Source organism: Solwaraspora sp. WMMA2056 (genome assembly GCF_030345095.1).
Lineage (GTDB): Bacteria > Actinomycetota > Actinomycetes > Mycobacteriales > Micromonosporaceae > Micromonospora_E.
Genome location: NZ_CP128360.1, coordinates 2,797,827 through 2,824,465 on the forward strand (window position 1 = coordinate 2,797,827; position 26,639 = coordinate 2,824,465).

The window sequence follows — 26,639 nt, forward strand, 5'->3', positions numbered from 1 at the left end:
GAAACCCGCGCCGACCACGACCGTGCGGCCCGCGCCGACCACGTCCACGTACCGAGAGGAACACCGTGTCCGACCAGTCCCACACCGACCTCGACCGGGCGGCGCTCGCCGCCGAACTCGGCGGCCCCGGCACCCCGGTTGCCTGGGCCGACCTGACCTGGCCGGAGGCCGGCCAGACGGCGACCACGGTCGATGCGGTGATCGTCCCGGTCGGTGCCACCGAACAGCACGGCCCGCACCTGCCGCTCGCCGTCGACACGCTGATCTGCGACGCGGTCGCCCGCGAGGTCTCCGCGCTCACCGGCGTACCCGTGGTGCCGCCGATCGGCTACGGCGTCTCCGCCTCACACGGCGACTTCGCCGGCACCATCGCGCTACGCCCGGAAACCCTCATCGCCGTCGTCGAAGACGTCATCGACTCGCTGCACGCCAGCGGTGTCCGGCAGTTCATCCTGCTCAACGGGCACATCTGGAACGCCGGCTCGCTCGACGTCTCGGCCGAGAAGCTGCGGGTACGCCACCGCGACGCCCGGGTGCGGGCCCTGGCCTACGTGACCATGTACCCCGGGCCGGAGGTCGACGGGCACGTCTACTACGGCCGCGGCCTGATGCACGCCAACTACTTCGAGACCTCGGTGATGCTGCACCTGCACCCGGACCTGGTCCAGATGGCGAAGGCCACCTCGCACCGCGACGTCGACTCCTTCTGGGACTACCGGATGGACCAGGTCAGCGACACCGGCGTGTGGGGCCGCGACGTCGCCGACGCCACCGCCGAGCACGGCCGCGCCGAGTTCGACCGCTGCGTGGCCACCACCGCCCGGGCCGTCGCCGCCGCCGTCCGGGAACCCTGGCCCGACCCCACCCACCGGCCCTGACCGTCACGCCCCGGTTCTGACCGTCCTGCACGGCCCCGACCGCCCGCGCCCTGACCGTCCCGCCACGCTCTGCCCGGAGGACCCGCGTGAAGATCTACGACATCACCCTGCCGATCCACCCGAAGATGCTGCACTGGGGCCGCAAACCCGAGGTGGAGATCGTCGAGTCGCTGGCCAACGGCGACGCCTCCAACGTCACCCGGTGGCGGCTCGGCGCACACACCGGCACCCACGTCGACGCCCCCGCGCACTTCGTCGACGGTGCCACCCCGATCGACGAGGTCGCCCTGGAGACCCTGGTCGGCCCGGCGGTCGTCGCCGACCTGACCGGTGTCGACGGTGACGTGACCGTCGACGACCTGGTCGCCGCCGGCGTCTCCGGGGCGTCGCGGGTGCTGCTCAAGACCAGCAACTCGGCCGGCCCGCTGCGCGAGACCGAACGTGCCGAGTCCTGGGTCGGGCTCTCCCCGGAAGCCGCCCGTTGGCTGATCGACCAGCAGGTCGCGCTGATCGGCATCGACTACCTGACCATCGAGAGCCACCGGCGCACCGACACCTGGGACGCCCACCACGCGCTGCTCGGCTCCGGCGTGATCATCCTGGAGAACGCCGACCTCGACGCCGTGCCACCGGGGGAGTACGAACTGGTCTGCCTGCCCACCAAACTGGTCGGCGCCGACGGGGCGTTCGCCCGTACCATCCTGATCCAGCGCGACTGACCGGCGAGACTGATCCGCATGCCGACCGAGATCGCGATCGCCGCACCACACCCGTCCGCGTTGGACGCCGCCGCCGACGTGGTGGCCGCCGGAGGCGGCGTCGTCGACGCCGCCCTCGCCGCCGCTGCCGCGCTCACCGTCGCCTACCCGCACCAGTGCTCGGCCGGCGGTGACCTGATCGCGCTGGTCCGTACCCCCGACGACCAGGTCCGGGCGGTGCTGTCGGTCGGTGCGGCCGCCGTCGGCATCGACGTCGCGGCGCTGCGTGCCACCGCCGACCGGATGCCGCCGGGCGGGCCGCTGACCGTCACCGTGCCCGGCGTCGTCGCCGGCTGGGCAGCGCTGGCCGACCTCGGCGGCCAGCTGCCGCTGGCCCGGGTGCTGGCACCGGCGGTGGAGCTGGCCGCCGGCGGCGTACCGGTCAGCCCCGGCCTGGCTGCGGCGATCCTGCGCCGCCTCGACGTGGTCCGCGCCGATCCCGGCCTCGCGGCGCTGCTGCTCGACGGCGACGGTACGCCGCTGCCGACCGGGTCGGTGCTGCGTCAGCCGGCGCTGGCCCGCACCCTCGGCACGGTCGGTGCCGACTGGCGCGACTACTACCAGGGCGAACTCGCCGAGGCGCTGGCCGCCGGGCTGGCCGCCCTCGGAAGCCCGTTGACCGCCGCCGACCTCGCCGGCCACGCCGCCGAGATCACCGACCCACTGCGGTACGCCGCCGCCGGCTCCGAGGTGACCTGGTCTGTCGCCCCGCCGCCCAGCCAGGGGGCCACCCTGCTTGCCATGCTCTCCGGAGCAACCGCCGACACTGCTACTGCCACCGCAGCGACCACCACCGCCCCCGCCAACCACCTGTCGGCCGCGCTGACCACCGCCCGGACCGCCGAGCAGCGGCGCGACGCCCTGCTCGGCGACCCTCGGACCGGCCCGATCGACCTCGACGGACTGCTGCTGCGCACCGGCACCCCCACCGGACCGACCCCGCCGACCGGTCCGAAACCTGCCGGGGACACCGTCGCCGTCACCGCCGTCGGCAGCGACGGCACCGCCGTCACCCTGATCCAGAGCGTGTTCCAGACCTTCGGTGCCGGCATCTGCGAACCCGGCACCGGCCTGGTGCTGCACAACCGGGGGTCGGTGTTTAGCCTCGACCCGGCCCACCCCGGCCGGCTGCGCCCCGGTGCCCGCCCACCGCACACCCTCTGCCCGGCGATCGCCACCGGCCCGGACCGGGTGCTCGCGCTGGGCTGCCAGGGTGGCCGGGCTCAGCCGTGGATCCTTGCCCAGGTCGCCGCCGACGCGTTGACCACCACCGACCCGGCCGGGCTGCTGGCCCGCCCCCGGTGGGTGATCGGTGCCCGCGACGTCGGCCAGGACCGGCCCAGCCTGCTGCTGGAGCCGGACACCCCGGACACCGACGCGCTGCGCGCCACCGCCGCCGACCTCGACCTGCAGGTGGTCCAGTTGCCGCAGCGTCACGACGACGCCGGGCACGTGCAACTGGCCCGGCTCACCCCGGCCGGCCTCGACGCCGCCAGCGACCCCCGCGCCGACGGCGCCGCCCGGGTGCTGCGAGGCGGCTGATGGACTCCGCCGACGCGGCGGCGGTGCTCGCCGCCCCGTACCGACTCGGGCCGGTCGGGCTGCGGTCCCGGATCGTCAAGGCGCCCACCTCGACCGGCGCGGCCGACGCCGCCGGGTTCGCCCAGCCGTGGCACCGGGACCACTACGGGCGGGTCGGCCGGGGTGCCGCGTTGACCATCGTGGAGTTCACCGCGATCGACGACGACACCGCCCGCGGCTTCCCCGGCCATCTCAGCATCGCCAGCGACGACCACGCCGCCGCGCTCGCCGCCGTCGCCGAGCGGATCGCCGCCGCCGGAGCGGTGCCCGGTCTGCAGATCGCCCACGCCGGCCGGCAACGCACCCTGCCCGGCGAAGCCGTCGCCGCCTCGGAGGTGCCCTGGCCGACCATCGAACGCCGCCTCGGGCTGCGCCCACGCTCCATCACCGTCGACGAGATCGCCGAGGTCGTCGCCGGGTTCGCCCGGGCCGCCGACCGCGCCGCCCGGGCCGGGTTCCGGGTCGTGGAGATCCAGGCCGCCAACGGCTACCTGCTCGCCGGGTTCCTGTCGCCGCACACCAACCGCCGTACCGACGGCTACGGCGGCGACCCGGCCCGGCGACGCCGCATCCTGCTGGAGGTCGTCGCCCGCTGCCGGGCCGCGTTGCCCCCCGAGGTGGCGCTCACCGTACGGCTGTCCGACCGCGACCACGAGCCCGGCGGCCAGGACCTCGCCGAGACCGCCGCCCTGGTGCGCACCCTGGCCGCCGCCGGCCAGGTCGACGCCGTGCACGTCTCGTCCGGCAACCACGAGACCCGGGTACGGCAGGTGCCGCCGGCCGCCGTACCGCCCGGTGCCGCCTGGCGGTCGGCCGGTGACCTGCGCCGGTACGGACTGCCCGTCATCGCCTGCGGTGGGGTGACCGACCCGGTGCAGGCCGCCACCCTGATCCGCGACGGCGCCGCCGACCTGGTCGCGCTCGGCCGGGCCTTCCTCGCCGACCCCGACTGGGCCGGGAAAGCCCTGGCCGGCACCGCCGACCGGATCCGTCCGTGCGTACGCGGCAACGACGGCTGCCACGCCCGCGCCGCCCTGGTCGGCCGTCCGGTCGCCTGCACCGTCAACCCGGCGCTGAGTCGACCGGATCGCACCGCGCCGCGCCGGTCCACGGTGGATCTTCCAGTGCCCGTCGCCGGTGCCGGTGTGCCGCCGGTGCTCGTCGCCGGCGCCGGTCCGGCCGGCCTGGAAGCCGCCCACGCACTCGCCGAGCGTGGCCACCGGGTCCGCCTGTACACCGGCGGCCGACTCGGCGGTGCGCTGCGCGACGCCGTGGACACCGGCGTGCACGACAGTTTCGCCCCGTACCTGCGCTGGTTGACGGCCCGGCTGGCGGCCAGCGACGTCGAGGTCGTCGACGCCCCGCTGCACCCCGGTGAGCTGGGCGGGGAGTGGGCCGGGTTGGTGGTCGCCACCGGCAGCGACCAGCGGGTGCTGCCCGGTGCCGTACCCGCGCTCGACGTGCTGCGCGGCACTGTGCCGCCGCCGTCCGACGGCCCGGTGGTGGTGATCGGTGCCGGCCGGACCGGCACCAGCACCGCCGCCGCGTTGGCCCGCCGGGGTGCCGACGTCACCCTGATCGGCGACACCACCCGGGTGCTCGACACCGAACCCCCCGACGACCCGCCGACCTGGACCGATCTGCTCGCCGACCTCGGCGTCCGGCTCGTCCTCGGCGGCCGGGCCAGGATCATCGAGGAACGGCAGGTGCAGGTGAACGGCGAGACGGTGCCGGCTGGACTGATCGTCGCGGCGGTCGGCCGCGAGCCCCGCAACGACCTGTACGACGATGCTACGGCGGTCGCCGCCGGCCGACCGGTGCTGCGCTGCGGCGACGCGCTGCGCCCGGCACGGCTGCACGACGCGGTGCACGCCGGGGCGGACACCGCCCGTACCCTGCACGACGCGCTCACCATCCGGCAGGTGACATCGTGACCGGCGGTGACCTGCTGGTCGTCGGCGACGTGCACACGATGGACCCGGCCGGCCCGCGCGCCGAAGCCGTGGCGGTGCGCGCCGGCCGGATCGTCGCCGTCGGTGACCTGCGCGCCGTCCGCGATGCCGTCCCCACTGGTACGCCGCAGCTCGCCCCGCCCGGCGGGGTCGTGCTGCCCGGCTTCGTCGACAGTCACGTGCACCTGATCTGGGCCGGCCGGGCCGCCGCCCGCGTCGGCCTGGACGACGCGACCAGCGTCCGCGACATCTGCGACCGGATCACCCGGTACGCCCGCCGGTACCCCACCCGCCGGTGGATCGAGGCCGACGCCGGCTTCGACCCCGGTGACCTGGCCGAACACCGCCTGCCGTCGGCAGCCGAGTTGGAAGCCGCCGCCCCGGGTCGGCCGGTGCTGCTGGACCGCAAGGGCCACGACGGCATCGCCAACCTGACCGCGTTGCGGCTGGCCGGGATCACCGCCGCCACCCCGGACCCGCCGGGCGGGCGGATCGACCGGTATGCCGACGGCAGCCCGACCGGGCTGCTCGTCGAGCATCCGGCGGTCGCCCTGGTCCGTGCGGTGATCCCGGAGCCGGATCAGCGGACGAGGATCGACTGGATCACCGCCGGACAGGCGCAACTGCTCGCCCACGGCATCACCACCGCCGTCGACCCGGCGCTGCCGGCCGCCGAACTGGCCGCGTACGCCGCCGCCGGGCGGTCCGGCGCGTTGCGGCTGCGCACCGTCGCGATGCCGCTGGGCGGCGACGACGTGGACGACGCGCAGGTACGGCGTACCCTCGATGAACTTGATCTTGACAGGGTCGCACCCGGGCTGTTGCGCGCCGGGCCGACGAAGCTCTTCCTCGACGGCGGCGGCTCGCTCGGCACCGCACTGCGCTCGTCGCCCTGGCCGGGCACCGACGGCTACCACGGCAACCAGAGTCTGCGCACCGAGACGGTGCGGGCGCACTGCGCCGCTGCGGCGGCGCACGGTCGGGGCGTCGGCGTGCACGCCGTCGGCGACGCCGCGATCGACCTGACCCTGTCGGTCTTCGCCGAGGTCGCGGCCGGTACGCCGATCGCCGGCCTGGGCTTCCACCTGATCCACGCCTACCTCGGGCCGGGGCCGGCGGCGATGGCGACCGCCCGGCGACTCGGCGTGCCGGTGTCGGCGCACCCGGCGCTGCAGTGGGCGTTCGGGCTCAACCTGATCGAGCGGCTCGGCGAGCCGGCGGCGGCCGCCGCGAACCCGCTGCGAACCTGGCTGGACGCTGGCGTGACGGTCGGTGGCGGCTCCGACGGGCCGGGACCGCCGATGTCGGTGCTGCACGGCATCTGGCAGGCCCGCACCCGTCGGGTCCGGGGCCGCGACGAGCCGCTCGGGCCGGATCAGGCGGTCACCGCCGCCGAGGCGCTGGCACTGTTCACTACCGGCGCGGCGCAGGTGGCGGGCAGTCCGCAGGCCGGCTGGGGCGGTGGCGTGCTGCGGGTCGGCGAGCCGGCGGACCTGACCGTGCTCGACGTCGATCCGCTCACCCCGGACGCCGACGCGCTGCTCGCCGGCACCGTCCTGGCCACCGTGGTCGCCGGCGAGGTCCGCTACACGGTGGAGTGAGTCGGGCTCTCGCGCAGCCCCCGACGACTGCTGGCCACGTTTCCGGCCTTATCGAGGCCGCTGCCCCAGGGCCGGGTCTGGGCGGCTATCGACCGGACGCGGCGAGGAAGTCGGCGATGTCGGCGGCGATCCGGTCCGGGTACTCGCCGTTGATGGCGTGGGAGGCGTCCGGGTAGACGACCACGGTCGCCTCGGGCAGCGTGCTGTCGGCGACCTCGGCCGCTTCGGCGGTGTCGTGCATCCGGGACTCGCCGGCGAGCAGCGCCAGCGTCGGAGTCCGTACCCCGGCCAGGTCCTCAGGCGTGATCCGGTGTGGGGCGGAGAGCTTCAGCGCGTACGTCTGCATGCCGGCCTCGATCATCTGGGCGACCGGTACGTCCTCGACGGGCGCGTCGTTGGCGGTCCAGCTGGCGAAGTCGTCGCGCCATGACCTGGGGAACCAGCGGACACTGGCCGGGATCGACCGGAGGATCGCCTGCCAGGACAGGTCAGCGAAGACCAGGACCGGATCGAGCAGGGTGACACTGGCGATCTTCTCCGGCCGGTGCACCGCCAGGTTCATCGCGGTCCAGCCGCCGATCGAGAGCCCGACCAGGTGGATGGCCGGCTCCGGCAATTCCACCAGCACCTCGTGTAGCCACTGCGCGTGGTCGCTGGGGGTTTCGATCGGCCGCTGCTGGATGCTCATCCCCGGCTCGCCGAGCAGGTCGATGGTGTAGACGCTGCGCAGTCGAAGCAGCGCGGGCAGGTTGTCGGCCCAGACCGGCGAGGCCGCCGTCCGGCCCGGCAACAGCAGCAGCGGATTGGCGTCCGGCTCGGCACCGGCGAAGTGGTAGAGCCGCACCACGCCGTAGCTGGTCCGCACGTCGTGGGTCTGATCGGGCCTGGGGAGCTCAGCCATGGCCTGCCGGTAAGCGGCCAGGAAGCGGTCGTGCGCGGCGGCCGAGGTGAAATGGCCGACCGGCGCTGGGGCGCGCATGGCGAGGGCAGCGATCAGGAGTGTGACGGCGATCAGGGCGGCGCCACCGATGATCAGCCAGCGGCGGCGCGGGCGGGGGAGTGGACGGCGCACCTGCGTCCTCCTTGCGGGCTCCGGGTCGGCGGACTTATCGTACGGTCAGAAGTCTAACCGCACGGTAGAATTTCTGCCTGACCGGTAAGCTCACCCCATGTCATCGACCGGTCCGGACCTGGCGGGCAAACCGCTGACGATCACCGAGCGAGCCCGGCGGGCGCAGTTCGTCCAGGTGACCATCGACCTCATCGCCGAGCACGGGTATCCCGGCACGTCGCTGGCCCGGATCGCCGAGGCCGCCGAGGTCTCCAAGGCGGCCGTGCTCTACCACTTTCCGACCAAGGGCGCCGTGGTCCGGGCCGCGTACCAGTCGGTGATCGACGCGCTCACCAGCGCGGTCGGCGCGGCGGTCGCCGACCAGTCGGGCGCGCAGGCCCTGTACGCGTACATCCGGGCGCTGGTCGGCCACCTCGACGCCCGTCCCGATCACGCTCGCATGATCATCGAGGCGATCACCGCCGAGGCCGGGGTCACCGACAGCCCGGACGACCGGGGCCGCCAGGCGGTGGTCGCGGGGTTGATCGACGCGGCCGGGGCGGCCGGCGACTACCGCGCCGAGGTCGATTCCCGCAGTACGGCCGTCATCGTCAACGGTGCGATCGACGCGATCGTGGCGCAGCGCCTCGCCGACCCTGGCTTCGATGCGGCCGGGGCCGCCGACACGCTCGTCGACCTGCTCGACCGGGCGCTCCGTCAGCTGGCACCCCCCGCCGAGAGTCGGGCTGGCACCCCCGCCGAGAGCCGCCAAGATTGATCGTATTGCGAGACGGCGTCTCTGTTGACGGCCGACGGGCGCTGGCTTAGGCTGGATCGCACGACCACATAGCCGCAGGAGAACGCCATGATCCGAGTTCCGCAAGGCTCTGGATTGTTGGTGCGCGGTTACGAGGAGCCGCTGCGGGTCCACCCGCCGCGCGAGGGCATGCGCCCCGGGACCGCTGCCGGGGACCCGCAGACCCCGTTCTGATTTCGAGTCCCGTCGACCGCCGCGCACGTGTGCGCCGCCGGTCCGGCGGGAAGCCAGCCCTGTCCTGAAGCACCGGTGCAGAAACGCCACCTGCGTCGCACCGGGACACCGGCACTCTCCCATCAGAATCGACGACCTCGGAGCGCATCATCATGACGACCGCAATCGACCTCGCACCGATCTCCGGCCCGTCCGCCTGGCGCGGTGACGAGCTGAGCACGTCCACCGAATGGATCTACCACCTCAGCGACGCCGAGCGGACCGAACTGGAGACCGTCGGCCGCAAGTTCGTCGCCGACGACCCCGACCTGCGTACGGTGACCGCCGCCGACTACCCGCTGCCGGTCTGCGCCGGCCTCAACGCCGAGTGCGCCCAGCAGATGGACTCCGGCCGTGGCTTCATCCTCGTCCGCGGCCTGCGCACCGAGGAGTACGGCGACACCCTGGCCGGCGCGATCTTCTTCGTGATGGGGCTGCACCTCGGCGTACCGATGGCGCAGAACCAGATGGGCGACGTGCTCGACCACGTCATCGCCACCTCCAACAAGACCCTCGACGACCCGTCGGCGCTGCCGTCGCGGGTGCGTGACCGGCTGCCGTTCCACTCCGACAGCTCCGACGTCGTCGCGCTGATGTGCCTGCGCGCGGCGAAGGACGGCGGGGCGAGCAGCCTGGTCAGTGGTACCACCATCTACAACGAGATCCTGCGCCGCCGGCCGGACCTGGCGCCGCTGCTGTTCGAGCCGTGGCACTGGGACTGGTACAAGCAGGACCACGACGCCCCGGCGAAGACCTACGAGTCGCCGATCTGCAGCTACGTCGACGGCATCTTCAGCACGTACGCCGGCAGCTCGATGATCTTCTCGGCGCAGGACTACCCCGAGGTGCCGCGCCTCACCGAGGCGCAGATCGAGCTGCTGCACCTCTACGACGAGATCTCCCAGGAGCCGGGTCTGGCGCTGGACATGAACTTCCAGCCCGGGGACGTGCAGTGGCTGCTGAACTACGCCGCCCTGCACTCGCGGACCGGCTACGTCGACTACCCGGAGCCGGAGCGTCGTCGCCACCTGCTGCGGTTGTGGCTCAAGCGCGACGTCGGCCGCCCGCTGGTCGACGGCTTCGGCAAGAACGTGGTCAGCGACCGGGGCGCGGCGGACGTGGTGCCGGGCGGCCGGTTCCAGATCGCCGAGGCGGCCGAGGTGAACATCGAGTGGGGTAACTGACCACTCCGGTACGTGGACGGCCCGACACGCTCCAACGTTGTAGCGTGCCGGGCCGTCCGCATTAAGCCGACCAGCATCGGTGCCAGGGCATCGGTGACATCACGCGAAGGGCGGGACCGGTTCATCCGGTCCCGCCCTTCGCCGTCGTACGGCTGGCTCAGCGTTGTCGTCGTACAGCCGGCTCAGAGATCGAGCACCAGCCGCTGCGAGCTGCACCGCCCGACGCAGATCATCATGCTGCGGCCGGCGGCCCGCTCGTCGGCGGTGAGCAGCGAGTCGCGGTGTTCCGGCGTACCGGCCAGCACCCGCGTCTCACACGCGCCGCAGTACCCCTTCTCGCAGTCGTAGGTCAGCCCGGGTACCGCCTCGCGTAGCACCTCGATCATCCGTTTGTCCTTCGGCACCCGCAGGGTGACGCCGGTGCGGGCCAGGTGCACGTCGAACTCGGTGTTGGCTGCCGGGTCGAACGGCACCTCCAGGTCGTCGCCGGCGGCGAAGCGTTCCACGTGCAGCTGCCCGCTCCGGCCGGCGTCGGCGCACACCCGCTCCACGGCGTTGATCATCGCGCCGGGTCCGCAGCAGTAGATGGCGGTGCCGTCGTTGACGCCGCCGATCAGCGCGGCCAGGTCGGGCAGTCCGGCCTCGTCCTGCGGGAGCAGGGCGGCCCGGTCACCGGCGAGGGCGGCCAGTTCGTCGGCGAAGGCCATCGAGGCGCGACTGCGGCCGCCGTAGACGACCTGGTACGGCGTACCGCGCCGGACGGCCTCGCGGACCATGGCCAGGATCGGGGTGATCCCGATGCCGCCGGCCAGGAAAAGGTACGCGGGGGCGTCGACCAGCGGGAAGTGGTTACGTGGTCCCCGTACGGTCAGGGTCGCGCCGGTGGCCGCGACGGTGTGCAGCTCGACGGAGCCGCCCCGGCCGGCGGTCTCGCGCAGCACGCCGATGCGGTAGTGCCCGGTTTCGGCCGGGTCACCGCAGAGCGAGTACTGCCGGAGTCGACCGGAGGGCAGCCGTACCTCCAGATGGGCGCCGGGTGCCCAGGCCGGCAGCGGTGCGCCGTCGGCGGCGGCCAGCCGTACCTCCAGCACCTCGTCGGCGGCCCGGGTGACCGCCTGGACGACCAGTTCCCGGTCCCCACCTGGGCGGCTCGCCACCGGGATACCCCCGGTCGCCGCGTCGGCGGCGCGGCGGCCGGGGGTGAACACGGCCGGGATGGCGTCCCAGCCGGTCTGGTTCCCCTTGGTGGGGTAGCCGACGAGACCGTCGGTGACAACCTGGTAGTCCGGCAGCCGGGTCAGCACCTGGGTGATCATTTCGCGGAACATCAGCCGGGCCAGGTGCGCGCCGGCGCAGCGGTGGCTGCCGATGCCGAAGCTGAGGTGACGGGTGGCGTCACGGTCGAGGCGGACCTGTTCGGGCTCGGGGAAGACCGCCGGGTCGTGGTTGGCGGCGACCCAGGGAATCAGGATCCGCTCGCCGGCGCTGACCGGGCAGCCGCCGACCTCGGCATCGGCGCGGGCCGTGCGGGCCATCGACTGCGACGGGGCGAAGACCCGCAGGAACTCCTCGGTGGCGCTGTCGAGCAGGTCCGGGGTGTCGATGAGCCGCTGGCGCTGCTCGGGGTGACGGCTCAGGTGCACCAGGGTGGATCCGGTCAGCGACGTGGTGGTGTCGACGCCGCCGGCGACCAGCAGCCCGATCACCGAGACGAGTTCGTCGACGCTGAACAGTTCACCGTCGGCGCGGCGCTGGGCCGCGAGGTAGCTGACCGCGTCGTCGGCGGGTTCGGCGCGCCGGTCGCGGATCAGGTCCCGAATGCGTTCGTCCAGGTACGCCAGCCCCTGTGCGCCCCGGATGGCGCGGTCGCTGCCGGGCAGGGCGGCGAAGATGTCGTGGATCGGCTTGGCCAGCTTGGCCCAGTCCGACTCCGGGAAGCCGAGCCAGTCCAGGGTGACGGCGGCCGGCAGCGGGTTGGTCAGGTCGCGGACGAAGTCGACGGAGCCTTCGGTGATGAAGGCGTCGACGACGCGGGTGGTGTGCCGGGCGATCATCGGGGCGAGTTTCGCCACCGCGTCCTGGGTGAGCAGCGGGTTGATCAGGTCCCGGTAGCCGGTGGCGGCCGGCGGGTCCAGCTCGATCGGGTACTGCTCCAGGCCGGGTCCGCGCGGGATGACGATGGCGGTGCCGTCGCCGCCGGCGGTGGCCCTGGCGGAAGAGAAGGTGTCGTCGTCGCGGGCGACGCGGACCACGTCGGCGTACCGGGTGGTGTAGACGAAGCCGCCGTGCGCGGCGGTCCGCCCGACCGGACATTTTTCCCGGTACGTCCGGTAGTACCCGACCGGGTCGGCGTTGCACGTGGCGGAGTGGTGGTCGAAGTCAGTCATGGCGCACGAGCTCCACGGATGCTGGCTACCGCGCGGTGTTTCCCAGCCGCGCCACTGGGTGTCTGTCGCCGAGAGTAATCGTGTTCACATTACGAGACAACGTTTCACCTTGAGACACTGTAACTCGCCTGCCTGTCGTGCCAGGGTCTCCGCGTTGCCTCATGATCGCGACGATCTTGCGCTTATCGACCGGGAAATCGGACAAAAGCTCTCGATAACTGCAAGATCGTCGCGATCATGGAGGGTCAGAAGGTGAGGACGGCCTTGCCGACCGTACCGCTGCGGACCGCCGCCACGGCCTCGTTGATCTGCGTGAACGGGAAGTAGCTGAGCAGCTTGTCGACCGGGAACCGCCCAGCGGTGTGCAGGTCCAGCAGTTTCGGCAGGAACACCTGGGGCAGGCTGGCGCCACCGATGATCCCGGTGACGCTGCGTCCGTTGAGGATGCTGCGCCAGTCGAAACTCATCTGTTCGCTGGGGCCGACCCCGACGATCCCGCACCGGCCCAGCGGACCCAGGGCCTCCACGGCGGTGCGGGCCACCTCTTCGCGGCCGGTGGCGTCGATGGCGAAGTCGAAGCCGTGCGGTGCGATCGCGGCCAGCAGCTCCTTGGTGTCGCCGGAGCGCGAGTCGACGCCGTGGGTGGCGCCGAGCAGCCGGGCGGTGTCCAGCTTGTCGGCGTTGACGTCGACGGCGGCGATCGTCGAGCAGCCGGCGACCTTGGCGGCCAGGATCGCCGCGACACCGACCGCGCCCGCGCCGAACACGGCGATCGTCGACCCCACCGGTGGCCGGAGCACGTTGAGCACCGCGCCCGCGCCGGTGCCGAACCCGCAGCCGAACGGTCCGACCAGGCGCAGGTCGATCTCCTTGCTGATCGGCACCACCGCGCGGGCGGGGGCGACGACGTGACTGGCGAACGCCGACTGACCGAGGAAGTGCCCGTTGACCGGTTCGCCGTCGCGCGACAGCGCGCTGCTGCCGTCGGGTCGGCGGCCGGTGAAGTTGACCGCGTCGAAGCTGCGGCAGTAGGCCGGGCTGCCGGTCAGGCAGAGCGAGCAGGTGCCGCACGAGGTGAAGCTCATCGCGACGTGGTCGCCGACCGAGATTCCGGTGACCCGTTCGCCGACCTGTTCGACCACGCCCGCGCCCTCATGGCCGAGTACGGCGGGGGTGGGGAAGAAGGTGGCGAACTCCAGGTCGGTGCCGCAGATGCCGACGCTGTGCACCCGGACCAGCACCTCGTCCGGACGGGGCCCGGCCAGTTCGACCTCCTCGAGGGCGAACGGACCCCCCGCGTTGTTCACAACCGCCGCCGTGATGCGCACACGACCTCCCCGATGACTCACAAAGCGAGACTGCATCTTGACATGCGGAACATGAAGGGTCAAGGATTCCACCATGGCTGACCTGGACATTCCCGCTGCCCGCCAGCTGATCGACGGTGCCTGGGAGGCGGCCGCCGACGGTGGCGAACTCCCTGTCCTCGACCCGGCGACCCGGGAGACGATCCAGCCGGTGGCCCGGGCCCGCGCCGCCGACGTGGACCGCGCCGTCGCCGCCGCCCGCCGGGCGGCCCCCGCCTGGGCGGCCACGTCGCCGAGCGAGCGGGGCGCGATGCTGCGCCGATGGGCCGACCTGATCGCCGCCCATGTCGAGGACCTTGCCGTCCATGAGGCCCGTGACGTGGGCAAACCCCGCTCCGGCGGCCGGCTCAACATGTACATCGCGCACGGCATCGTCGACTACTTCGCCGGTGCCGCCGACAAGCTCACCGGCGTCACCCTGCCCACCCGTACCCCGGACTACTTCGGCTACACCCAGCCGGAGCCGTACGGGGTCTGTGCGGTGGTGATCCCGTGGAACGTGCCGGCGGTGCTGACCGCCGCGAACGTCGCCCCGGCCCTGGCCGCCGGCAACACGGTGGTGCTCAAGCCTTCGGAGATCGCACCGCTGGCCCCGTTCGCGCTGGCCGAGCTGGCCCGCCGGGCCGGCCTGCCGCCCGGGGTGCTCAACGTCGTCACCGGGCTCGGGCCCGAGGCGGGGGTCGCCCTGACCGGACACCCCGACATCGACCACATCAGCTTCGTCGGCTCCACGGTCACCGGCCGCGCGGTGATGCGGGCCGCCGCCGAGCACCTGGTGCCGGTCAAGCTCGAACTCGGTGGCAAGTCGCCGAACGTCGTCTTCGCCGACGCCGACCTCGACGCCGCGGTGCCGGCGATCGTCGCGTCGATCACCGAGAACGCCGGGCAGAACTGCTACGCGGGTTCCCGCCTGGTGGTACAGGAGTCGATCCGCGCCGAGGTGGTCGAGCGGATCGCCGCCGCGATGGCGCAGGTCCGGGTCGGCTCCTGGGACCAGGACCTGGACATGGGTCCGCTGGTCAGCCAGGCTCAGTACGAGCGGGTCCGGGACTTTCTGGCCGAGGCCCCGGCGGCCGGGGCACGCCTGGTCACCGGCGGGGCGTCGGCGGCGTCCGGGTCCGGCGACGGCTGGTACGTCGCCCCGACGGTCTTCGACGGCGTCGACTCGACGATGCGGCTGGCCCGTGAGGAGGTCTTCGGCCCGGTGCTGGCCGTCCAGGGCTTCCGGACCACCGAGGAGGCGGTGTCGATCATGAACGGCACCGACTTCGGCCTGCTGAGCTGCATCTGGACCTCGGACGTGTCCCGCGCCCTGCGGGTCGCCGGGCAGGCCCGCAGCGGCCAGGTGACGGTCAACCAGTTCCACGACGCCGGGGTGATCGGTTTCCCGTTCAACATGCAGAAGGAGAGCGGGTTCAGCCGGGGTGGCGGGTACGCGGCGCTGCGCGAGTACACCCAGGAGAAGGCCGTCGCGGTCCGGCTGCTCGATCGACCGCCGACGTGACCGGCCCGGCCGAACGCCCGGTACCGGCGCGGCCACGGCTGTCGGTGGCGGCCGAGCCGGACCCGGAGCAGTTCGCCCAGTGGCTGACCGATCTGGCGTTCGGCGGTGCCGGCTGGCCGGTGCTGCTGGCCCGGGTGGCCGAGGTCACCGGCACCGGCGTACGCCTGGTCGGCCCGGCTGGTGACCTGCTGGCCGACAGCGGCGACAGCGGCCGGGACGACGGTGCCGGGGGAGCGGGCGGCGGGGTCGACCGCCGCCGGGGCGGTTGGTCCGGGGCGCGGGTGGCGGACCCCGACCTGCTCGGTGCCGAGCGGGTGCGGTGCACCGACGGCTGGCTCGGCCGGGCGGTACCGGTCGGGACCGGCAGCCGGCGACTCGGCGTACTGCTGCTGGCCGAGCCGGTCGACGGACGCCAGCTCGACTACGGCCGGGCCGCGGTCACCGCGCTGTTGATCGAGGCGGTACGCCGTGAGCCGCCGCAACCGCCCGTACCGGTCGGTGCCGATGCGGTGCTGCGGGCGTTGCGTGACGGCCCCGGCGCGGGGGCCGTGGCCGGGCCCGAGGAGCTGTTGCGGGCCGCCGCCGCGTACGGCTGGCGGTTGGACCAGCCGCACGCGGCGGTCGCCCTGGGCTACACGGGTGCCCAGCGACGGCGGTGGGCCTCGGCGTTGACCTGGCTGGACCGGCCGGTGCTGATCGAGGACGGGTACGGCTGGACGCTGTTGCACGACGACCCGCAGCGGGAGGTCGCCCGGTTGCGCCGCCGGCTGGAGCAGATCGTCGGTGCCGGACAGGTTCTGGTCGCCTGCGGTCGCGCGGTCGCCGATCCGGGTCGGACGCCGGAGTCGTTCCGCGACGCGCGGCTGCTGCTGGGGCTGCTGCTGCGTCATCCGGCCGGTCCGCCGGGGCTGTCGCCTGGTGGGCCGGCCGGTGAGTTGCCGTTCGACCGGGCCGGGCTGGCCCAGTTGCTGCTGGCGGTCCCGGACGAGCGGCTGCACTGGTACGTGGACCGCCACCTCGGGCCGATCGCCGGCCGTGACGATCTGCTGCGCACCCTGGACCACTGGTTGGCCAGTGGGGGCAGCAGGCAAGCTGTGAGTGAGCAACTGCATCTGCACCGTAACTCGGTGGGCTACCGGGTCGGGTTGATCAAGCGGCTGCTGGGGGTGGATCCGCTGGATCCGTCGACGGCTGCCGTGCTGCGTACCGCGCTGGTCGCGCGGGAGCTGCTGATCATCGCGGCCGATGCCGGATAACCGCAGGTCGATCGCGATCTTGGCGGCTGCTGGCGGCCCGCGGATCACAGGCACGTTACGTCGCTGAGCCAGTTTCGGTCGAGGCGTTGACAGGCCGCCGGCCCGCAGGCAAAGTACGTCGCTAAGCAACCTGCATCACAATGCAAGACGGCATATCGTTTGGTAGACAGCGGAGGGGCACCGTGCGAGCGATGGTTCAGACCGGTTTCGGGGGGCCCGAGGTCGTGCGCCTGCACGACCTGGCCGAGCCCGTCGCCGGCCCGACCGACGCCGTCGTCGCCGTCGACACCGCCGCACTCAACCGGCTCGACCTGCTGCAGCGGCGTGGCCCCGGGCTGCTGCCCGGGTTCGCGCTGCCGCACATCGCCGGCATGGACCTCGCCGGCCGGGTGGTCGCCACCGGAGCGGCCGTGACCAGCCTGCGGGTCGGCGACCGGGTCGTCGTCGACCCCACCACCGGCTGCGGACGCTGCACCGACTGCGTCAGCGGCAACCCGGGCTACTGCGCCACCGTCGCGGTCATCGGCGGCAACCGCCCCGGCGGCTTCGCCGAGTACGTCGCCGTACCGGCCGCGCTGGCCCACCGGGTGCCCGACCACGTCGCCCTCGCCGACGCCGCCGCGCTGCCCACCGCCTGGGCGGTCGCCTTCAACGCCCTGCACCGCGTCGGTCAGCTGCGCTCCGGCGAGACGGTGCTGATCCCGGCGGCCACCAGCGCGGTCAGCATGGCCGCCATCCAGCTCGCCCGCCAGGCCGGTGCCCGGGTCGTCGCGATCGCCCGGACCGAGGCCAAGCGTGCTGCCGCCGCCGACCTCGGGGCCGACGTCGTGCTCGACCTCGACGACCGGACGGCCGCCGCCGTCGCCGCGCACACCGACGGCCACGGCGTCGACCTGGTCGTCGACCACGTCGGCGCGGCCACCTGGGAACTCTCGCTGGCCAGCCTGCGTACCGAGGGGCGGCTGGTCCTGCTCGGCAACACCAGCGGCGACCAGGTCAGCCTGTCACTGGCCAACGTCTACCACCGGGGCCTGCGGCTGCTCGGCGCCGGTGCCTACACCCCGGCCGACTTCGCCGCCATGCTCGCCGCCTTCTTCGCCGGTGGCATGCGGGTGGTCCGGGCCGCCGAATACCCCCTCGCCGACCTCGCCGAGGCGTACGCCCGGCAGGAGTCCGGTGACCTCGTCGGCAAGATCCTGATCCGGCCATGACCACGCCACCGAACCCCGCCCCGGCCGTCGACGGTGCCACCGGCACCGCCGACCTGCTGATCGTCGACGCCGACATCGTCACCATGGCCCCCGGCCGGGAGGTGGTCACCGGCGCAGCGATCGCCGTCGTCGACGGCCGGATCGCCGACATCGGCCCCACCGGCGCCCTGCGGGTCGCGTACCCGCACGCCCCGGAACTCGACGCCGCCGGCTGCCTGGTCGTCCCCGGCCTGATCGACGCCCACCAGCACACCACCGCCGACCCGCTGATCCGCAGCAGCATCCCCGACCACGTCCCCGCGCAGCAGGCCATCTTCGACTGGATCGTGCCGCTGCACGCCGCCGTCACCGGCGACGACGACGAACTGTCGGCGACCCTCACCGCCGTCGAGGCGCTCAGCTACGGCGTCACCACCCTGCTGGAGCCGGGCACCGTCGGCCATCCGCTGCGGGTCGCCGCCGGCCTGCGTACCGCCGGCATCCGGGCCCGGGTCGGCGGCTGGGGCTGGGACGTCGCCGACGCCCCGTACGCGATGCCCGCCGCCGACACCCTCGCCGCCCAGGCCGAGACGGTCACCGCCCTGGCCGGCGACCGTCTGGTCACCGGGTGGGTCACCCTGGTCGGCCACGACCTGGCCAGCGACGAGCTGTTCACCGGCGCCGCCGAGTTGGCCCATCGGCTCGACGTACCGATGACCTGGCACCTGTCGCCCAGCGCCGACGACCCGGCCGCGTACGCGGTGGCCGGTCGCCCCCGCCCGGTGCTGCACCTGCGCGACCTCGGCGTGCTCGGCCCCCGACTGTTGCTCGGCCACGCCGTCTGGCTCGACGACGACGAAGTCGACGTGCTCGCCGCCAGCGGCGCCGCCGTCGCCTCCTGCCCCGGCGCCTACCTGCGGCTCGGGCAGGGCTTCACCCGGGCCGGCCGACACACCGAACTGCTGCGCGCCGGTGGCCGGTTGGCGTTGGGCTGCGACTCGCACAACGCCGGCGACACCCCGGACGTGTGGCGTGCCGCCCGGCTCTTCGCCGGGCTGGAACGGGACCGGGGTGCGGCCGACCCGCTGCGCGCCGACGAGGTTTTCGCCCTGGCCACCATCGACGGCGCGGCCGCCGTCGGGCTCGGGCAGCTGACCGGCTCGATCGAAGTCGGCAAGGCCGCCGACCTGGTCGTGCTGGACACCCGCACCATCGCGTGGACCCCGCCCGGTGACCTGGCCACCCAGCTCGTCTGGGGGGCGGCCAGTCACACCGTACGGGACGTACTGGTCGACGGCCGGCCGGTGATCCGGGACCGCCGGATCACCACCGTCGACGTCGACGCCCTGCGTACCGAGGCCACGCGACGCCGCGCGGACCTGCTGCGTCGGGCCGGCATCGACATCCCGCATCGCTGGCCTGCCGTGCCGGCGACCGAGTACCGCGCACACCGGACCGGCACGGCCGGCGTGACGCCCCCACAGTGAGAGGAACCGCAGTGACAATACGGATTCGTAAGGGTGCGGCGGCGCTGCTCGCCGGCGCCGTCAGCCTCGCCCTGGTCGGCTGTGCCGACAACGACGCGACCGCACCGGCCCCGGCCGGCAGCGAGGGCGGTGGCACCGTCATCGCCGGTCAGCCGGACGTCAACGCCGACGGCAAGGTGCTGATCGGGGTGCTCAGCCCCGGTGACATCAACGACAACGGCTACTACGAGAGCTTCGTCGCCGAGGCCGAGCGGTTCGCCAACGAGCAGGGCTGGGAGGTCATCAAGCGCGGCTCGGTGCCGCCCACCGAGGCACTCAGCGCCGCCCGCGCGCTGTGCCAGCAGGGCGTGGACATGGTCGCCCTGGGCGCCTCCGAGCTCAAGGACGCCATCCCGGCCTCCACGGAACCGGCCTGCGAGAACGTCGCCTGGTACGTGCCGTCTTCGGAGAACATCCCGCAGACGCCGGAGATCGTCATCTCCAGCGACGACCCGAACCAGAGCATGCTCGCCGCCGGTTACGCGACCGGGCTGCTGATGGCCGACAGCGGCGACACCAAGGCCGGGTTCGTCACCGGCATGGAGGTCGACTTCGCCATCAACGCCGCCCGCGCCTTCAAGGCCGGCATCCGGATGGTCGTCCCCGAGGCCGACCTGGTGATCACCTACACCGGTGACTTCAACGACTCGGCGAAGGCCCGCGAGGCCGTGCAGGCGCAGATCGACCAGGGCGTCGGCGTGGTCTACCCGTACCTGGGCGGTGCCACCGACGCGGCGGCCGCGCTGGCCAACGAGAACGACGCGTTGACGCTGACCCCGGGTACCGACCGGTGCGAGTCGACCGAGCCGGAGTTCGACATCTCGGTCATCTTCGACCCGGGTGCCTACTTCGCGGCCGCGCTGACCCTGTTCGCCGACGGCGAGCTGGAGATGGGCACCACGAAGGTGTGGCAGATCGGTGTCGACCCGTACCCGGCGATCAAGATCTGCAACCCGACGCCGGAGCAGACGGAGAAGATGGACGCGTTCGTGGCGGACGTCGCGAGCGGCAGCATCGACACCGCCGCCGAGGTGGAGCGGCTGGGTAACTGACCCCGCCACCGAACGCACTCTGACCCCGCTGCCTGAGCCGACAACGAGGTGGAACGGACTGTGGACACCGACGACCAGCAGGCGCCGGCGCTCACCCTGAGCGCGGTGAGCAAGCGCTACGGTCCGGTCGTCGCCTGCGACGCCGTGGATCTCACCGTACGACCCGGTGAGATCCACGGCCTCCTCGGCGAGAACGGGGCCGGCAAGTCGACGCTGATGAAGATCCTGCTCGGGCTGGTGCACCGCGACGCCGGCACGATCGAGCGGGACGGCCGACCGGTGGAGATCGACACTCCGCAGGTGGCGGCCGAGCTCGGGCTGGGCATGGTGCACCAGCACTTCAGCCTGATCGAGCCGCTCGCGGTCTGGGAGAACGTGATCCTCGGCGACACCGGCCGGGTCGACAAGGCGGCGGCCTGCGCGCAGGTCGAGCAGGTCGCCACGCGGTACGGCCTGCCGATCGACCCGCTGGCCCGGGTGGACCGGCTCTCCGCCGGGGAACGTCAGCGGGTCGAACTGATCAAGTGCCTGCGCCGGGACCCGTCGGTGCTCATCCTGGACGAGCCGACGTCGGTGCTCACCCAGGCGGAGTCGGCCGAACTGTTCACCGTACTGCGCCGGGTGGTGCAGGCGGAGAACCGGGCGGTCATCCTGATCAGCCACAAACTGGCCGAGATCATCGCGGCCACCGACCGGGTGACCGTACTGCGCCGTGGCGCGGTGGTCTTCCACGGCGCCACCGCCGACACCACCCCGCAGTTGCTGGCCCGGCAGATGGTCGGCCGGGAGGTGTCACTACGGGCGGAGAGCGCCGCGTTGGGCCTGCTGCCCGTCGAACGGCCGACCACGGAGGCCGGCGCGTCGGCGGAGGCCGCCGCCCCGGCAGAGGCCGGCGCACCGGCGGAGCCGGCGGCCCCGGCCGACCAGTCGGCGGTGGAGCCACCGGAGCGGCCGACCGCACCGGCCGCGAAGGCGCCAGCGCTGCGGCTGCACGACGTCACGGTGCTCCTCGGCGACCTGAAGATCCTCGACACGCTCAGCCTGGACGTCGCCGCCGGCGAGATCGTCGGCCTGTACGGCGTGGAGGGCAACGGCCAGGCCACCCTCGGGGACCTGCTCTCCGGGCTGTTGACCCCCGACGCCGGTACGGTCGAGATCGCCGGCGCGGTGGTGGACCTGGCCCGGCCAGGTGCGCTGCACCACGCCGGACTCGGCATCGTGCCCGAGGACCGGCACCGCTCCGGGGTGGTGCTCGACATGACGATCGCCGAGAACCTGGCGATGAAGTCGCTGGCGGCGGTCTACGGTGCCGGCGGCGTGCTCAGCCGGCGCAGGATGCACCAGATCGCCCGGCAGCGGATGGCCGAGTTCAACATCATCGCTCCGTCGCCGGACACCCCGGTCCGCAGCCTGTCCGGCGGCAACCAGCAGCGGGTGGTCCTGGCCCGCGAGTTGTCCGCCGGCCCCACCGTGCTGGTCGCCGCCCAACCCACCCACGGGCTCGACGTCGGCGCCATCGAAGACATGTACGTGCGGCTGCGGCGTGCCGCGGCGGAAGGGGTGGCGGTGTTGCTGATCTCCACAGAGTTGGAGGAGGTGATGGCCCTGGCCGACCGGATCGCGGTGATCTCCTCCGGACGCATCGTCGGGGTGCTCACCACGGCGGAGGCCACCGCGGAGCGGCTCGGCATGCTGGTCGGCGGGGTGAGCCACTGATGACCGCGACGACCGGACTCGACGGCACCGCCCGGCGGCTGCTCGCCCGGCTGAACCCCGGCGTGGGCGGCTGGCAGGTGACCGCCGCGACGGTGGCCACCGTGGCCGCCGCCCTCGGCCTGTCCGCCCTGCTGATCGCCGTCACCGGCGGCTCGCCGAGCGCCTCGGTGCAGGCCCTCTACCAGGGCAGCATGTCCAGCCCACGGGCATGGAGCAACTCGCTGCTCTACGTCGCGCCGTTGCTGCTGGTGGCGGTCGGCGCCTGCGTCAGCGCCCGCAGCGGATTCTTCAACATCGGCCAGGAGGGCCAGGTGCTCATCGGCGCGCTGGCCGGTGCCTGGGTCGGGCTGCGACTCGCGCTGCCCGGGCCGGCGCTGCTGGTCGTGGTGCTGCTGGCCGCGTTGCTGGCTTCCGGTGCCTGGGCCGGCCTGAGCGCGCTGATGTACCGCTTCCGGGGTGTCAACGTCGTGGTCAGCACCCTGCTGATGACCTTCCTCGCCCAGCAGTTGGTGGCGTTCGCGGTGAACACCCCCTGGCTGCTGCAGGAGTCCCGGCTGGGCAGCGGCGTCGTTTCGCCGCAGTCCAACCCGCTGCCGGACAACGGCCGTCTCGGTTCCTTCGGCGAGTACCCGAACCTGCAGGTCAACGGCGGTCTGATTCTGGCGATCCTGGTCGCTGTCGCGCTCAGCCTGGCGATGACCCGTACCCGCTGGGGTTTCCGACTGAAGATGCTCGGCCTCAACCCGGTCACCGCGCAACACGCCGGGGTGCGCGTCGGTGCCCTCGGCGGAATGGCGTTGGCCATCTCGGGGGCGTTCGCCGGTCTCGCCGGGGCGCTGCTGCTGACCAGCCCGGTCGGCAGCCACCGGTTGCAGCCCGGCATGTCGTTGAACATCGGCTGGGACGGGCTGCTGGTGGCCCTGGTCGCCCGGAACAATCCACTGCTGGCCATCCCGGTCGCGGTGCTGTTCGGGGTACTGCGGGCCGGCGGTAGCTTCCTCGCCGCGACCGGCGTGCCGTCGTTCCTGGTCGACGTGGTCAAGGCGCTGCTGGTGCTGGCCTTCGTCGCACCGCCGGTGGTGATCGGCATGCTGCGCCGGCGCCGGGCCGGTGGCCAGGCGGCCGGCACCCCGCCGCCCGCCGGTGGGCTGCCCACCCCGACCACCCCGTCGGACGACCCGGCGGCCCCCGGCCGTGACGTGCCGGAGATCGACGTGGCGCAGGCCGACGGGTCCGACCCCGACGCGTCCGACCCCGACGGTCGTCCCAGGACCGGCGGTAGCAAGGAGAACGCTATGGAAGGCAAGCTGACATGAGCGCCGCCGACAACATCGCCACCATCCTGTCCAGCGGGGCCCGGCTGACCATCCCCCTGGCGTTCGCCGCCTGCGGCGAGTACGTCGCCCAACGCGCCGGCACCCTGAACATCTCGGTCGAGGCGATGATGCTCGGTGCCGCGTTCGGCTCGATCGCGGTCGCCAGCGCGACCGGCAGCGCGACCGTCGGGTTGGCGGCCGGCGCGCTGATCGGAGTGCTGATCGCGGTGGTGCACGCGAACCTGTCGCACCGGGCCCAGATCAACACCTTCGTCGTCGGTCTGGTGCTCAACGCACTCGTCCTCGGGCTCACCAGCTATCTGATCACCATCAGCACCTTCACCGGCCACCAGGTCTGGCGGGTGGACATCCCGGTGTTGCGCGACATCCCCGTCATCGGGCCGATGCTGTTCGTGCAGCGCTGGCCGGCGTACCTGCTGCTGATCGCGATCCCGTTGACCTGGTGGCTCGTGGAACGCAGCCGGTGGGGTCTGGAGCTGCGGGCGGTCGGCGAGAATCCGCAGGCGGCCGACGTCAGCGGGATCAAGGTCAACCACCGGCGGCGGCAGGCGCTGCTCTTCTGCGGCCTGCTCGCCGGGCTCGGCGGCGCCTACCTCGCCGTCGGTGAGGTCGGTTCGTTCAACCAGAACATGACCGCTGGTCGGGGCTACCTGGTGATCGCCGCGGTGATCTTCGGTGCCTGGCGGCTGGGCCGGACCATGATCGGTTGTGCCGTCTTCGGCCTGGCCGACGCGATGCGGTTGGCCCTGCCGGCGCTCGGCATCACCGTCAACTCGCAGCTGCTGATCGCCGCGCCGTACCTGCTGGCGCTGCTCGCCATGCTGGTCTTCGCCACCGCGCACCGGGAGCCCAGAGCCCTGGCCCAACCCTTCCAACGCGGCACCACCTAGCGCGCCGGCCCCCACCGGCCCCGGTGCGGTGGCGGTGATTCACCGCCACCGCACCGGGGTAGGGGAGCGGCATGCCGTACCGATGTCCACCAGAGCTCCCCGACCAGCGCCGCCGTCCTGGTGCGCGACGACCTGCCGGCCGCAGACGGTGACCGGGTCGACCTGGCCGCTGGCGCCGAGTATCGCCGCGCTCGTGGTCGCCCTGGCGGTCATCGTCGCCGCCGGTAAGTCACTGGCGACGACCGCCGACACCCTCGCTGACCGGACCGGCATGGGGGAGGCCGTCGCCGGGGCGCTGCTGCTCGGCGCGGTCACCTCACTGCCCGGTATCGCCACCACCGCGATCGGCGCGTGGCAGGGCGACGCGCAGTTCGCCATCGCCAACCCGATCGGCGGGATCGCCGTACAGACGGTCTGGCTGGCCATCGCCGACCTGCTCTACCGGCGGTCCAACATCGAGCACGCCGCCGCCTCGCTGGAGAACATCATGCAGGCGCTGGTGCTGGTGGCACTGCTCTGTCTGCCGATCGTCGCCTACGCCACCCCGACCCTCAGCGTCGGCTGGGTGCACCCGGTGAGCCTGTTCATTCCGCTCCTCTACCTGTACGGGCTGCACCTGGTGCGCCGGCTGCGCCGCAACCCGATGTGGCGGGCCGAGCAGACCTCGGACACCCGCCAGGACGTGCCGGACGACGCCAACGGCGAGGCCGCCGGTGGGCCGAGCACCCGACGCCTGTGGCTGCGGCTGGCCGCACTCGCCGTCCTGGTCGGCGGCACCGGCTACCTCATCGGGCAGGGCGGCCTCGGGGTGATCGCCGCGACCGGGCTGCCCAGCGGCTTCGTCGGATTCACCATCACCACCGCGATCACGTCACTGCCGGAGCTGGTCGCGCTGATCGCGGCGGTACGCATCGGCGCGTTGACCCTCGGCGTCGGCAACATCCTCGGCGGCAATGCCTTCGACTCGCTGATGATCTTCCTTGCCGACGCGACGTACCGGCCAGGGTCGATCTACAGTGACGCGGCCTCGGCCGGGCTGCTGTTGGCCGGGGCTACGACCCTGCTGACGGCCACCCTCGCCGCCGGGCTGATCCTGCGCGAGCGGCGCGGGATCGGGTTCGAGGGCGTCGCCATCCCGGCGATCTATCTCGGCGCGGTGGTGCTGCTGCTGATCCGCGCGGCATGACCGCCGGTTCGCTGGCCGGGTCGCCCGGCTTGTCGCCCGCCGGCGCTACGGTGCTGGGTGACCGGCTGGTCAGCGTCGCCGCAGCGTCGGGTCGGTGAGCGCCGGTGGTTGGTAGCCGGCGTCGGCCGGGTTGACGTTGCTGCCCGGCGGCACCAGCTCGTCGATGCGGTCCAGCACGTCGGCCGGCAACGTCGCCAGGTCACCGGCGCCGAGCTGGCTGTGCAGCTGCGGCAGCGTACGCGGTCCGATGATGGCGCTGGTGACCGCCGGATGGCTGAGCACGAAGCCCAACGCCAGGTCGATCAGGGTGAGGCCGGCCTGCGCCGCGAGGGTGTCCAACTCGCCGACGATGTCGAGTTTGCGCTGCCGGGCAGCGGCGTCACGGAAGTCGAAATGGTCGCCGTTGCGGCCGGCCCGGGAGTCGTCCGGTACGTCCGTCGAGCGGTACTTGCCGGTCAGCCAGCCGCCGTTGAGCGGGCTGAACGCGAGCACCCCGAGCCGGTGCCGCCGGCAGGTCGGCAGCACACCGGCCTCCACCCCACGAGCCATGATCGAGTACGGCAGCTGCTCGGTGGTGAAACGCTCCCGCTGGCGCCGGTGCGCCACCCACTGCGCCTCGACGATCTCCTCGGCGGGGAAGGCCGAGCTGCCGATCATCAGCACCTTGCCCTCGCGGACCAGGTCGGACAAAGCTCCCAGGGTCTCGTCGAGGTCGGTGTCCGGGTCCGGCCGGTGCACCTGGTAGAGGTCGATCCGGTCGGTGCCGAGCCGCCGTAGGCTGCCCTCGACGGCCTGGCGGATCCAGCGTCGCGAGTTGCCGCGTCGGTTGCGGTCCTCGCCCATCGGCTCGTGGAACTTGGTCGCCAGCACCACGTCGTCGCGCCGGCCGCGCAGCGCCCGACCCAGGATCTCCTCGGACTCGCCGTGCGCGTACACGTCGGCGACGTCGACGAAGTTGACACCGGCGTCCATGGCGGCGTCGACGATCCGGTGGCATTCGGCCTCGTCGCGGTTGCCCCAGGCACCGAACATCATGGTGCCCAGGCAGAGCGTGCTGACCTCGACCCCGGTGCCGCCGAGCGTGCGGTAACGCATCAGTTGACCTCCCAGACGTGTACCGACCACGCTGGCACGGGCGGGGGCCGTGGGCACCGTCCCACCGGATCGAAGCACTGTCTCCCGGTTTGTGTCCC

The 26,639-nt window shown here is 73.0% G+C and carries 20 protein-coding genes; 16 read left to right on the forward strand and 4 right to left on the reverse strand.

The window, feature by feature from the left end:
* Window positions 1-65 precede the first annotated feature (65 nt).
* From O7608_RS12820 to O7608_RS12840, 5 genes are all read left to right on the forward strand, one after another.
* Window positions 66-878, forward strand: a complete 813-nt coding sequence (locus O7608_RS12820; protein ID WP_289210175.1) for a creatininase family protein — start codon at window positions 66-68, stop codon at window positions 876-878.
* A gap of 86 nt (window positions 879-964) precedes the next feature.
* Complete coding sequence (locus O7608_RS12825; RefSeq protein WP_289210176.1) at window positions 965-1,597, forward strand: cyclase family protein; 633 nt, start codon at window positions 965-967, stop codon at window positions 1,595-1,597.
* An 18-nt stretch (window positions 1,598-1,615) separates the two neighbouring features.
* Window positions 1,616-3,178 (forward strand): gamma-glutamyltransferase, encoded by a 1,563-nt coding sequence (locus O7608_RS12830; RefSeq protein ID WP_289210177.1) that lies wholly within the window; start codon window positions 1,616-1,618, stop codon window positions 3,176-3,178.
* On the forward strand, window positions 3,178-5,151 hold the full coding sequence (locus O7608_RS12835) for an oxidoreductase (protein WP_289210178.1): 1,974 nt from the start codon (window positions 3,178-3,180) through the stop codon (window positions 5,149-5,151). The genes O7608_RS12830 and O7608_RS12835 overlap by 1 nt, the downstream gene beginning before the upstream one ends.
* Window positions 5,148-6,770: an amidohydrolase gene (locus O7608_RS12840; protein WP_289210179.1), complete on the forward strand. Its 1,623-nt coding sequence runs from the start codon at window positions 5,148-5,150 to the stop codon at window positions 6,768-6,770. The genes O7608_RS12835 and O7608_RS12840 overlap by 4 nt, the downstream gene beginning before the upstream one ends.
* Before the next feature lie 85 nt (window positions 6,771-6,855).
* On the opposite strand, the gene O7608_RS12845 is transcribed toward O7608_RS12840, so the two are convergent.
* Window positions 6,856-7,842, reverse strand: a complete 987-nt coding sequence (locus tag O7608_RS12845; protein WP_289210180.1) for an alpha/beta fold hydrolase — start codon at window positions 7,840-7,842, stop codon at window positions 6,856-6,858.
* Window positions 7,843-7,939: 97 nt separating this feature from the next.
* Between O7608_RS12845 and O7608_RS12850 the strand changes: the two genes are divergently transcribed.
* Both O7608_RS12850 and O7608_RS12855 read left to right on the forward strand, forming a co-directional pair.
* Entirely contained in the window at window positions 7,940-8,599 is a 660-nt protein-coding gene (locus tag O7608_RS12850; RefSeq protein WP_289210181.1) for a TetR/AcrR family transcriptional regulator, read from the forward strand.
* Window positions 8,600-8,964: 365 nt separating this feature from the next.
* Window positions 8,965-10,035 carry a TauD/TfdA family dioxygenase gene (locus tag O7608_RS12855; protein WP_289210182.1) on the forward strand — a complete coding sequence of 357 codons (1,071 nt, stop codon included), beginning with the start codon at window positions 8,965-8,967 and terminating at the stop codon, window positions 10,033-10,035.
* Between the two features lie 182 nt (window positions 10,036-10,217).
* Here O7608_RS12855 and O7608_RS12860 read toward each other — a convergent pair whose 3' ends face one another.
* Complete coding sequence (locus O7608_RS12860; protein WP_289210183.1) at window positions 10,218-12,422, reverse strand: cytochrome P450/oxidoreductase; 2,205 nt, start codon at window positions 12,420-12,422, stop codon at window positions 10,218-10,220.
* Window positions 12,423-12,667: 245 nt separating this feature from the next.
* Window positions 12,668-13,729, reverse strand: a complete 1,062-nt coding sequence (locus tag O7608_RS12865; RefSeq protein ID WP_289210184.1) for an NAD(P)-dependent alcohol dehydrogenase — start codon at window positions 13,727-13,729, stop codon at window positions 12,668-12,670.
* 94 nt (window positions 13,730-13,823) lie between these two features.
* Here O7608_RS12865 and O7608_RS12870 point away from each other — a divergent pair, with 94 nt between their 5' ends.
* The 9 genes from O7608_RS12870 to O7608_RS12910 all read left to right on the forward strand — a co-directional run bounded on the left by O7608_RS12870 (window position 13,824) and on the right by O7608_RS12910 (window position 25,446).
* The gene (locus O7608_RS12870) at window positions 13,824-15,293 is read left to right on the forward strand and encodes an aldehyde dehydrogenase family protein (protein WP_289210185.1); all 1,470 of its coding nucleotides are present in this window, start codon (window positions 13,824-13,826) and stop codon (window positions 15,291-15,293) included.
* Entirely contained in the window at window positions 15,290-16,549 is a 1,260-nt protein-coding gene (locus O7608_RS12875; RefSeq protein ID WP_289210186.1) for a PucR family transcriptional regulator, read from the forward strand. Before O7608_RS12870 ends, O7608_RS12875 begins: the two co-directional genes overlap by 4 nt.
* Before the next feature lie 191 nt (window positions 16,550-16,740).
* On the forward strand, window positions 16,741-17,760 hold the full coding sequence (locus O7608_RS12880; protein ID WP_289210187.1) for a zinc-binding dehydrogenase: 1,020 nt from the start codon (window positions 16,741-16,743) through the stop codon (window positions 17,758-17,760).
* Window positions 17,757-19,226: an amidohydrolase family protein gene (locus O7608_RS12885; protein ID WP_289210188.1), complete on the forward strand. Its 1,470-nt coding sequence runs from the start codon at window positions 17,757-17,759 to the stop codon at window positions 19,224-19,226. The genes O7608_RS12880 and O7608_RS12885 overlap by 4 nt, the downstream gene beginning before the upstream one ends.
* A gap of 11 nt (window positions 19,227-19,237) precedes the next feature.
* Window positions 19,238-20,317 carry a BMP family ABC transporter substrate-binding protein gene (locus tag O7608_RS12890; protein ID WP_289210189.1) on the forward strand — a complete coding sequence of 360 codons (1,080 nt, stop codon included), beginning with the start codon at window positions 19,238-19,240 and terminating at the stop codon, window positions 20,315-20,317.
* Between the two features lie 60 nt (window positions 20,318-20,377).
* On the forward strand, window positions 20,378-22,033 hold the full coding sequence (locus O7608_RS12895; RefSeq protein ID WP_289210190.1) for an ABC transporter ATP-binding protein: 1,656 nt from the start codon (window positions 20,378-20,380) through the stop codon (window positions 22,031-22,033).
* Complete coding sequence (locus tag O7608_RS12900) at window positions 22,033-23,349, forward strand: ABC transporter permease (protein ID WP_289210191.1); 1,317 nt, start codon at window positions 22,033-22,035, stop codon at window positions 23,347-23,349. The genes O7608_RS12895 and O7608_RS12900 overlap by 1 nt, the downstream gene beginning before the upstream one ends.
* Window positions 23,346-24,260, forward strand: a complete 915-nt coding sequence (locus O7608_RS12905) for an ABC transporter permease (protein WP_289210192.1) — start codon at window positions 23,346-23,348, stop codon at window positions 24,258-24,260. The genes O7608_RS12900 and O7608_RS12905 overlap by 4 nt, the downstream gene beginning before the upstream one ends.
* A gap of 82 nt (window positions 24,261-24,342) precedes the next feature.
* The gene (locus tag O7608_RS12910; protein WP_289210193.1) at window positions 24,343-25,446 is read left to right on the forward strand and encodes a sodium:calcium antiporter; all 1,104 of its coding nucleotides are present in this window, start codon (window positions 24,343-24,345) and stop codon (window positions 25,444-25,446) included.
* A 69-nt stretch (window positions 25,447-25,515) separates the two neighbouring features.
* Here O7608_RS12910 and O7608_RS12915 read toward each other — a convergent pair whose 3' ends face one another.
* The gene (locus tag O7608_RS12915) at window positions 25,516-26,541 is read right to left on the reverse strand and encodes an aldo/keto reductase (protein WP_289210194.1); all 1,026 of its coding nucleotides are present in this window, start codon (window positions 26,539-26,541) and stop codon (window positions 25,516-25,518) included.
* Window positions 26,542-26,639 lie beyond the last annotated feature (98 nt).

Bases quoted from the DNA above. Each gene is read 5' to 3' on its own strand.
- O7608_RS12830 (WP_289210177.1), top strand. From the start codon at position 1,616: ATGCCGACCGAGATCGCGATCGCCGCACCACACCCGTCCGCGTTGGAC.
- O7608_RS12835 (WP_289210178.1), top strand. From the start codon at position 3,178: ATGGACTCCGCCGACGCGGCGGCGGTGCTCGCCGCCCCGTACCGACTC.
- O7608_RS12850 (WP_289210181.1), top strand. From the start codon at position 7,940: ATGTCATCGACCGGTCCGGACCTGGCGGGCAAACCGCTGACGATCACC.
- O7608_RS12855 (WP_289210182.1), top strand. From the start codon at position 8,965: ATGACGACCGCAATCGACCTCGCACCGATCTCCGGCCCGTCCGCCTGG.
- O7608_RS12860 (WP_289210183.1), bottom strand. From the start codon at position 12,422: ATGACTGACTTCGACCACCACTCCGCCACGTGCAACGCCGACCCGGTC.
- O7608_RS12870 (WP_289210185.1), top strand. From the start codon at position 13,824: ATGGCTGACCTGGACATTCCCGCTGCCCGCCAGCTGATCGACGGTGCC.
- O7608_RS12880 (WP_289210187.1), top strand. From the start codon at position 16,741: ATGGTTCAGACCGGTTTCGGGGGGCCCGAGGTCGTGCGCCTGCACGAC.
- O7608_RS12885 (WP_289210188.1), top strand. From the start codon at position 17,757: ATGACCACGCCACCGAACCCCGCCCCGGCCGTCGACGGTGCCACCGGC.
- O7608_RS12900 (WP_289210191.1), top strand. From the start codon at position 22,033: ATGACCGCGACGACCGGACTCGACGGCACCGCCCGGCGGCTGCTCGCC.
- O7608_RS12905 (WP_289210192.1), top strand. From the start codon at position 23,346: ATGAGCGCCGCCGACAACATCGCCACCATCCTGTCCAGCGGGGCCCGG.
- O7608_RS12910 (WP_289210193.1), top strand. From the start codon at position 24,343: ATGTCCACCAGAGCTCCCCGACCAGCGCCGCCGTCCTGGTGCGCGACG.
- O7608_RS12915 (WP_289210194.1), bottom strand. From the start codon at position 26,541: ATGCGTTACCGCACGCTCGGCGGCACCGGGGTCGAGGTCAGCACGCTC.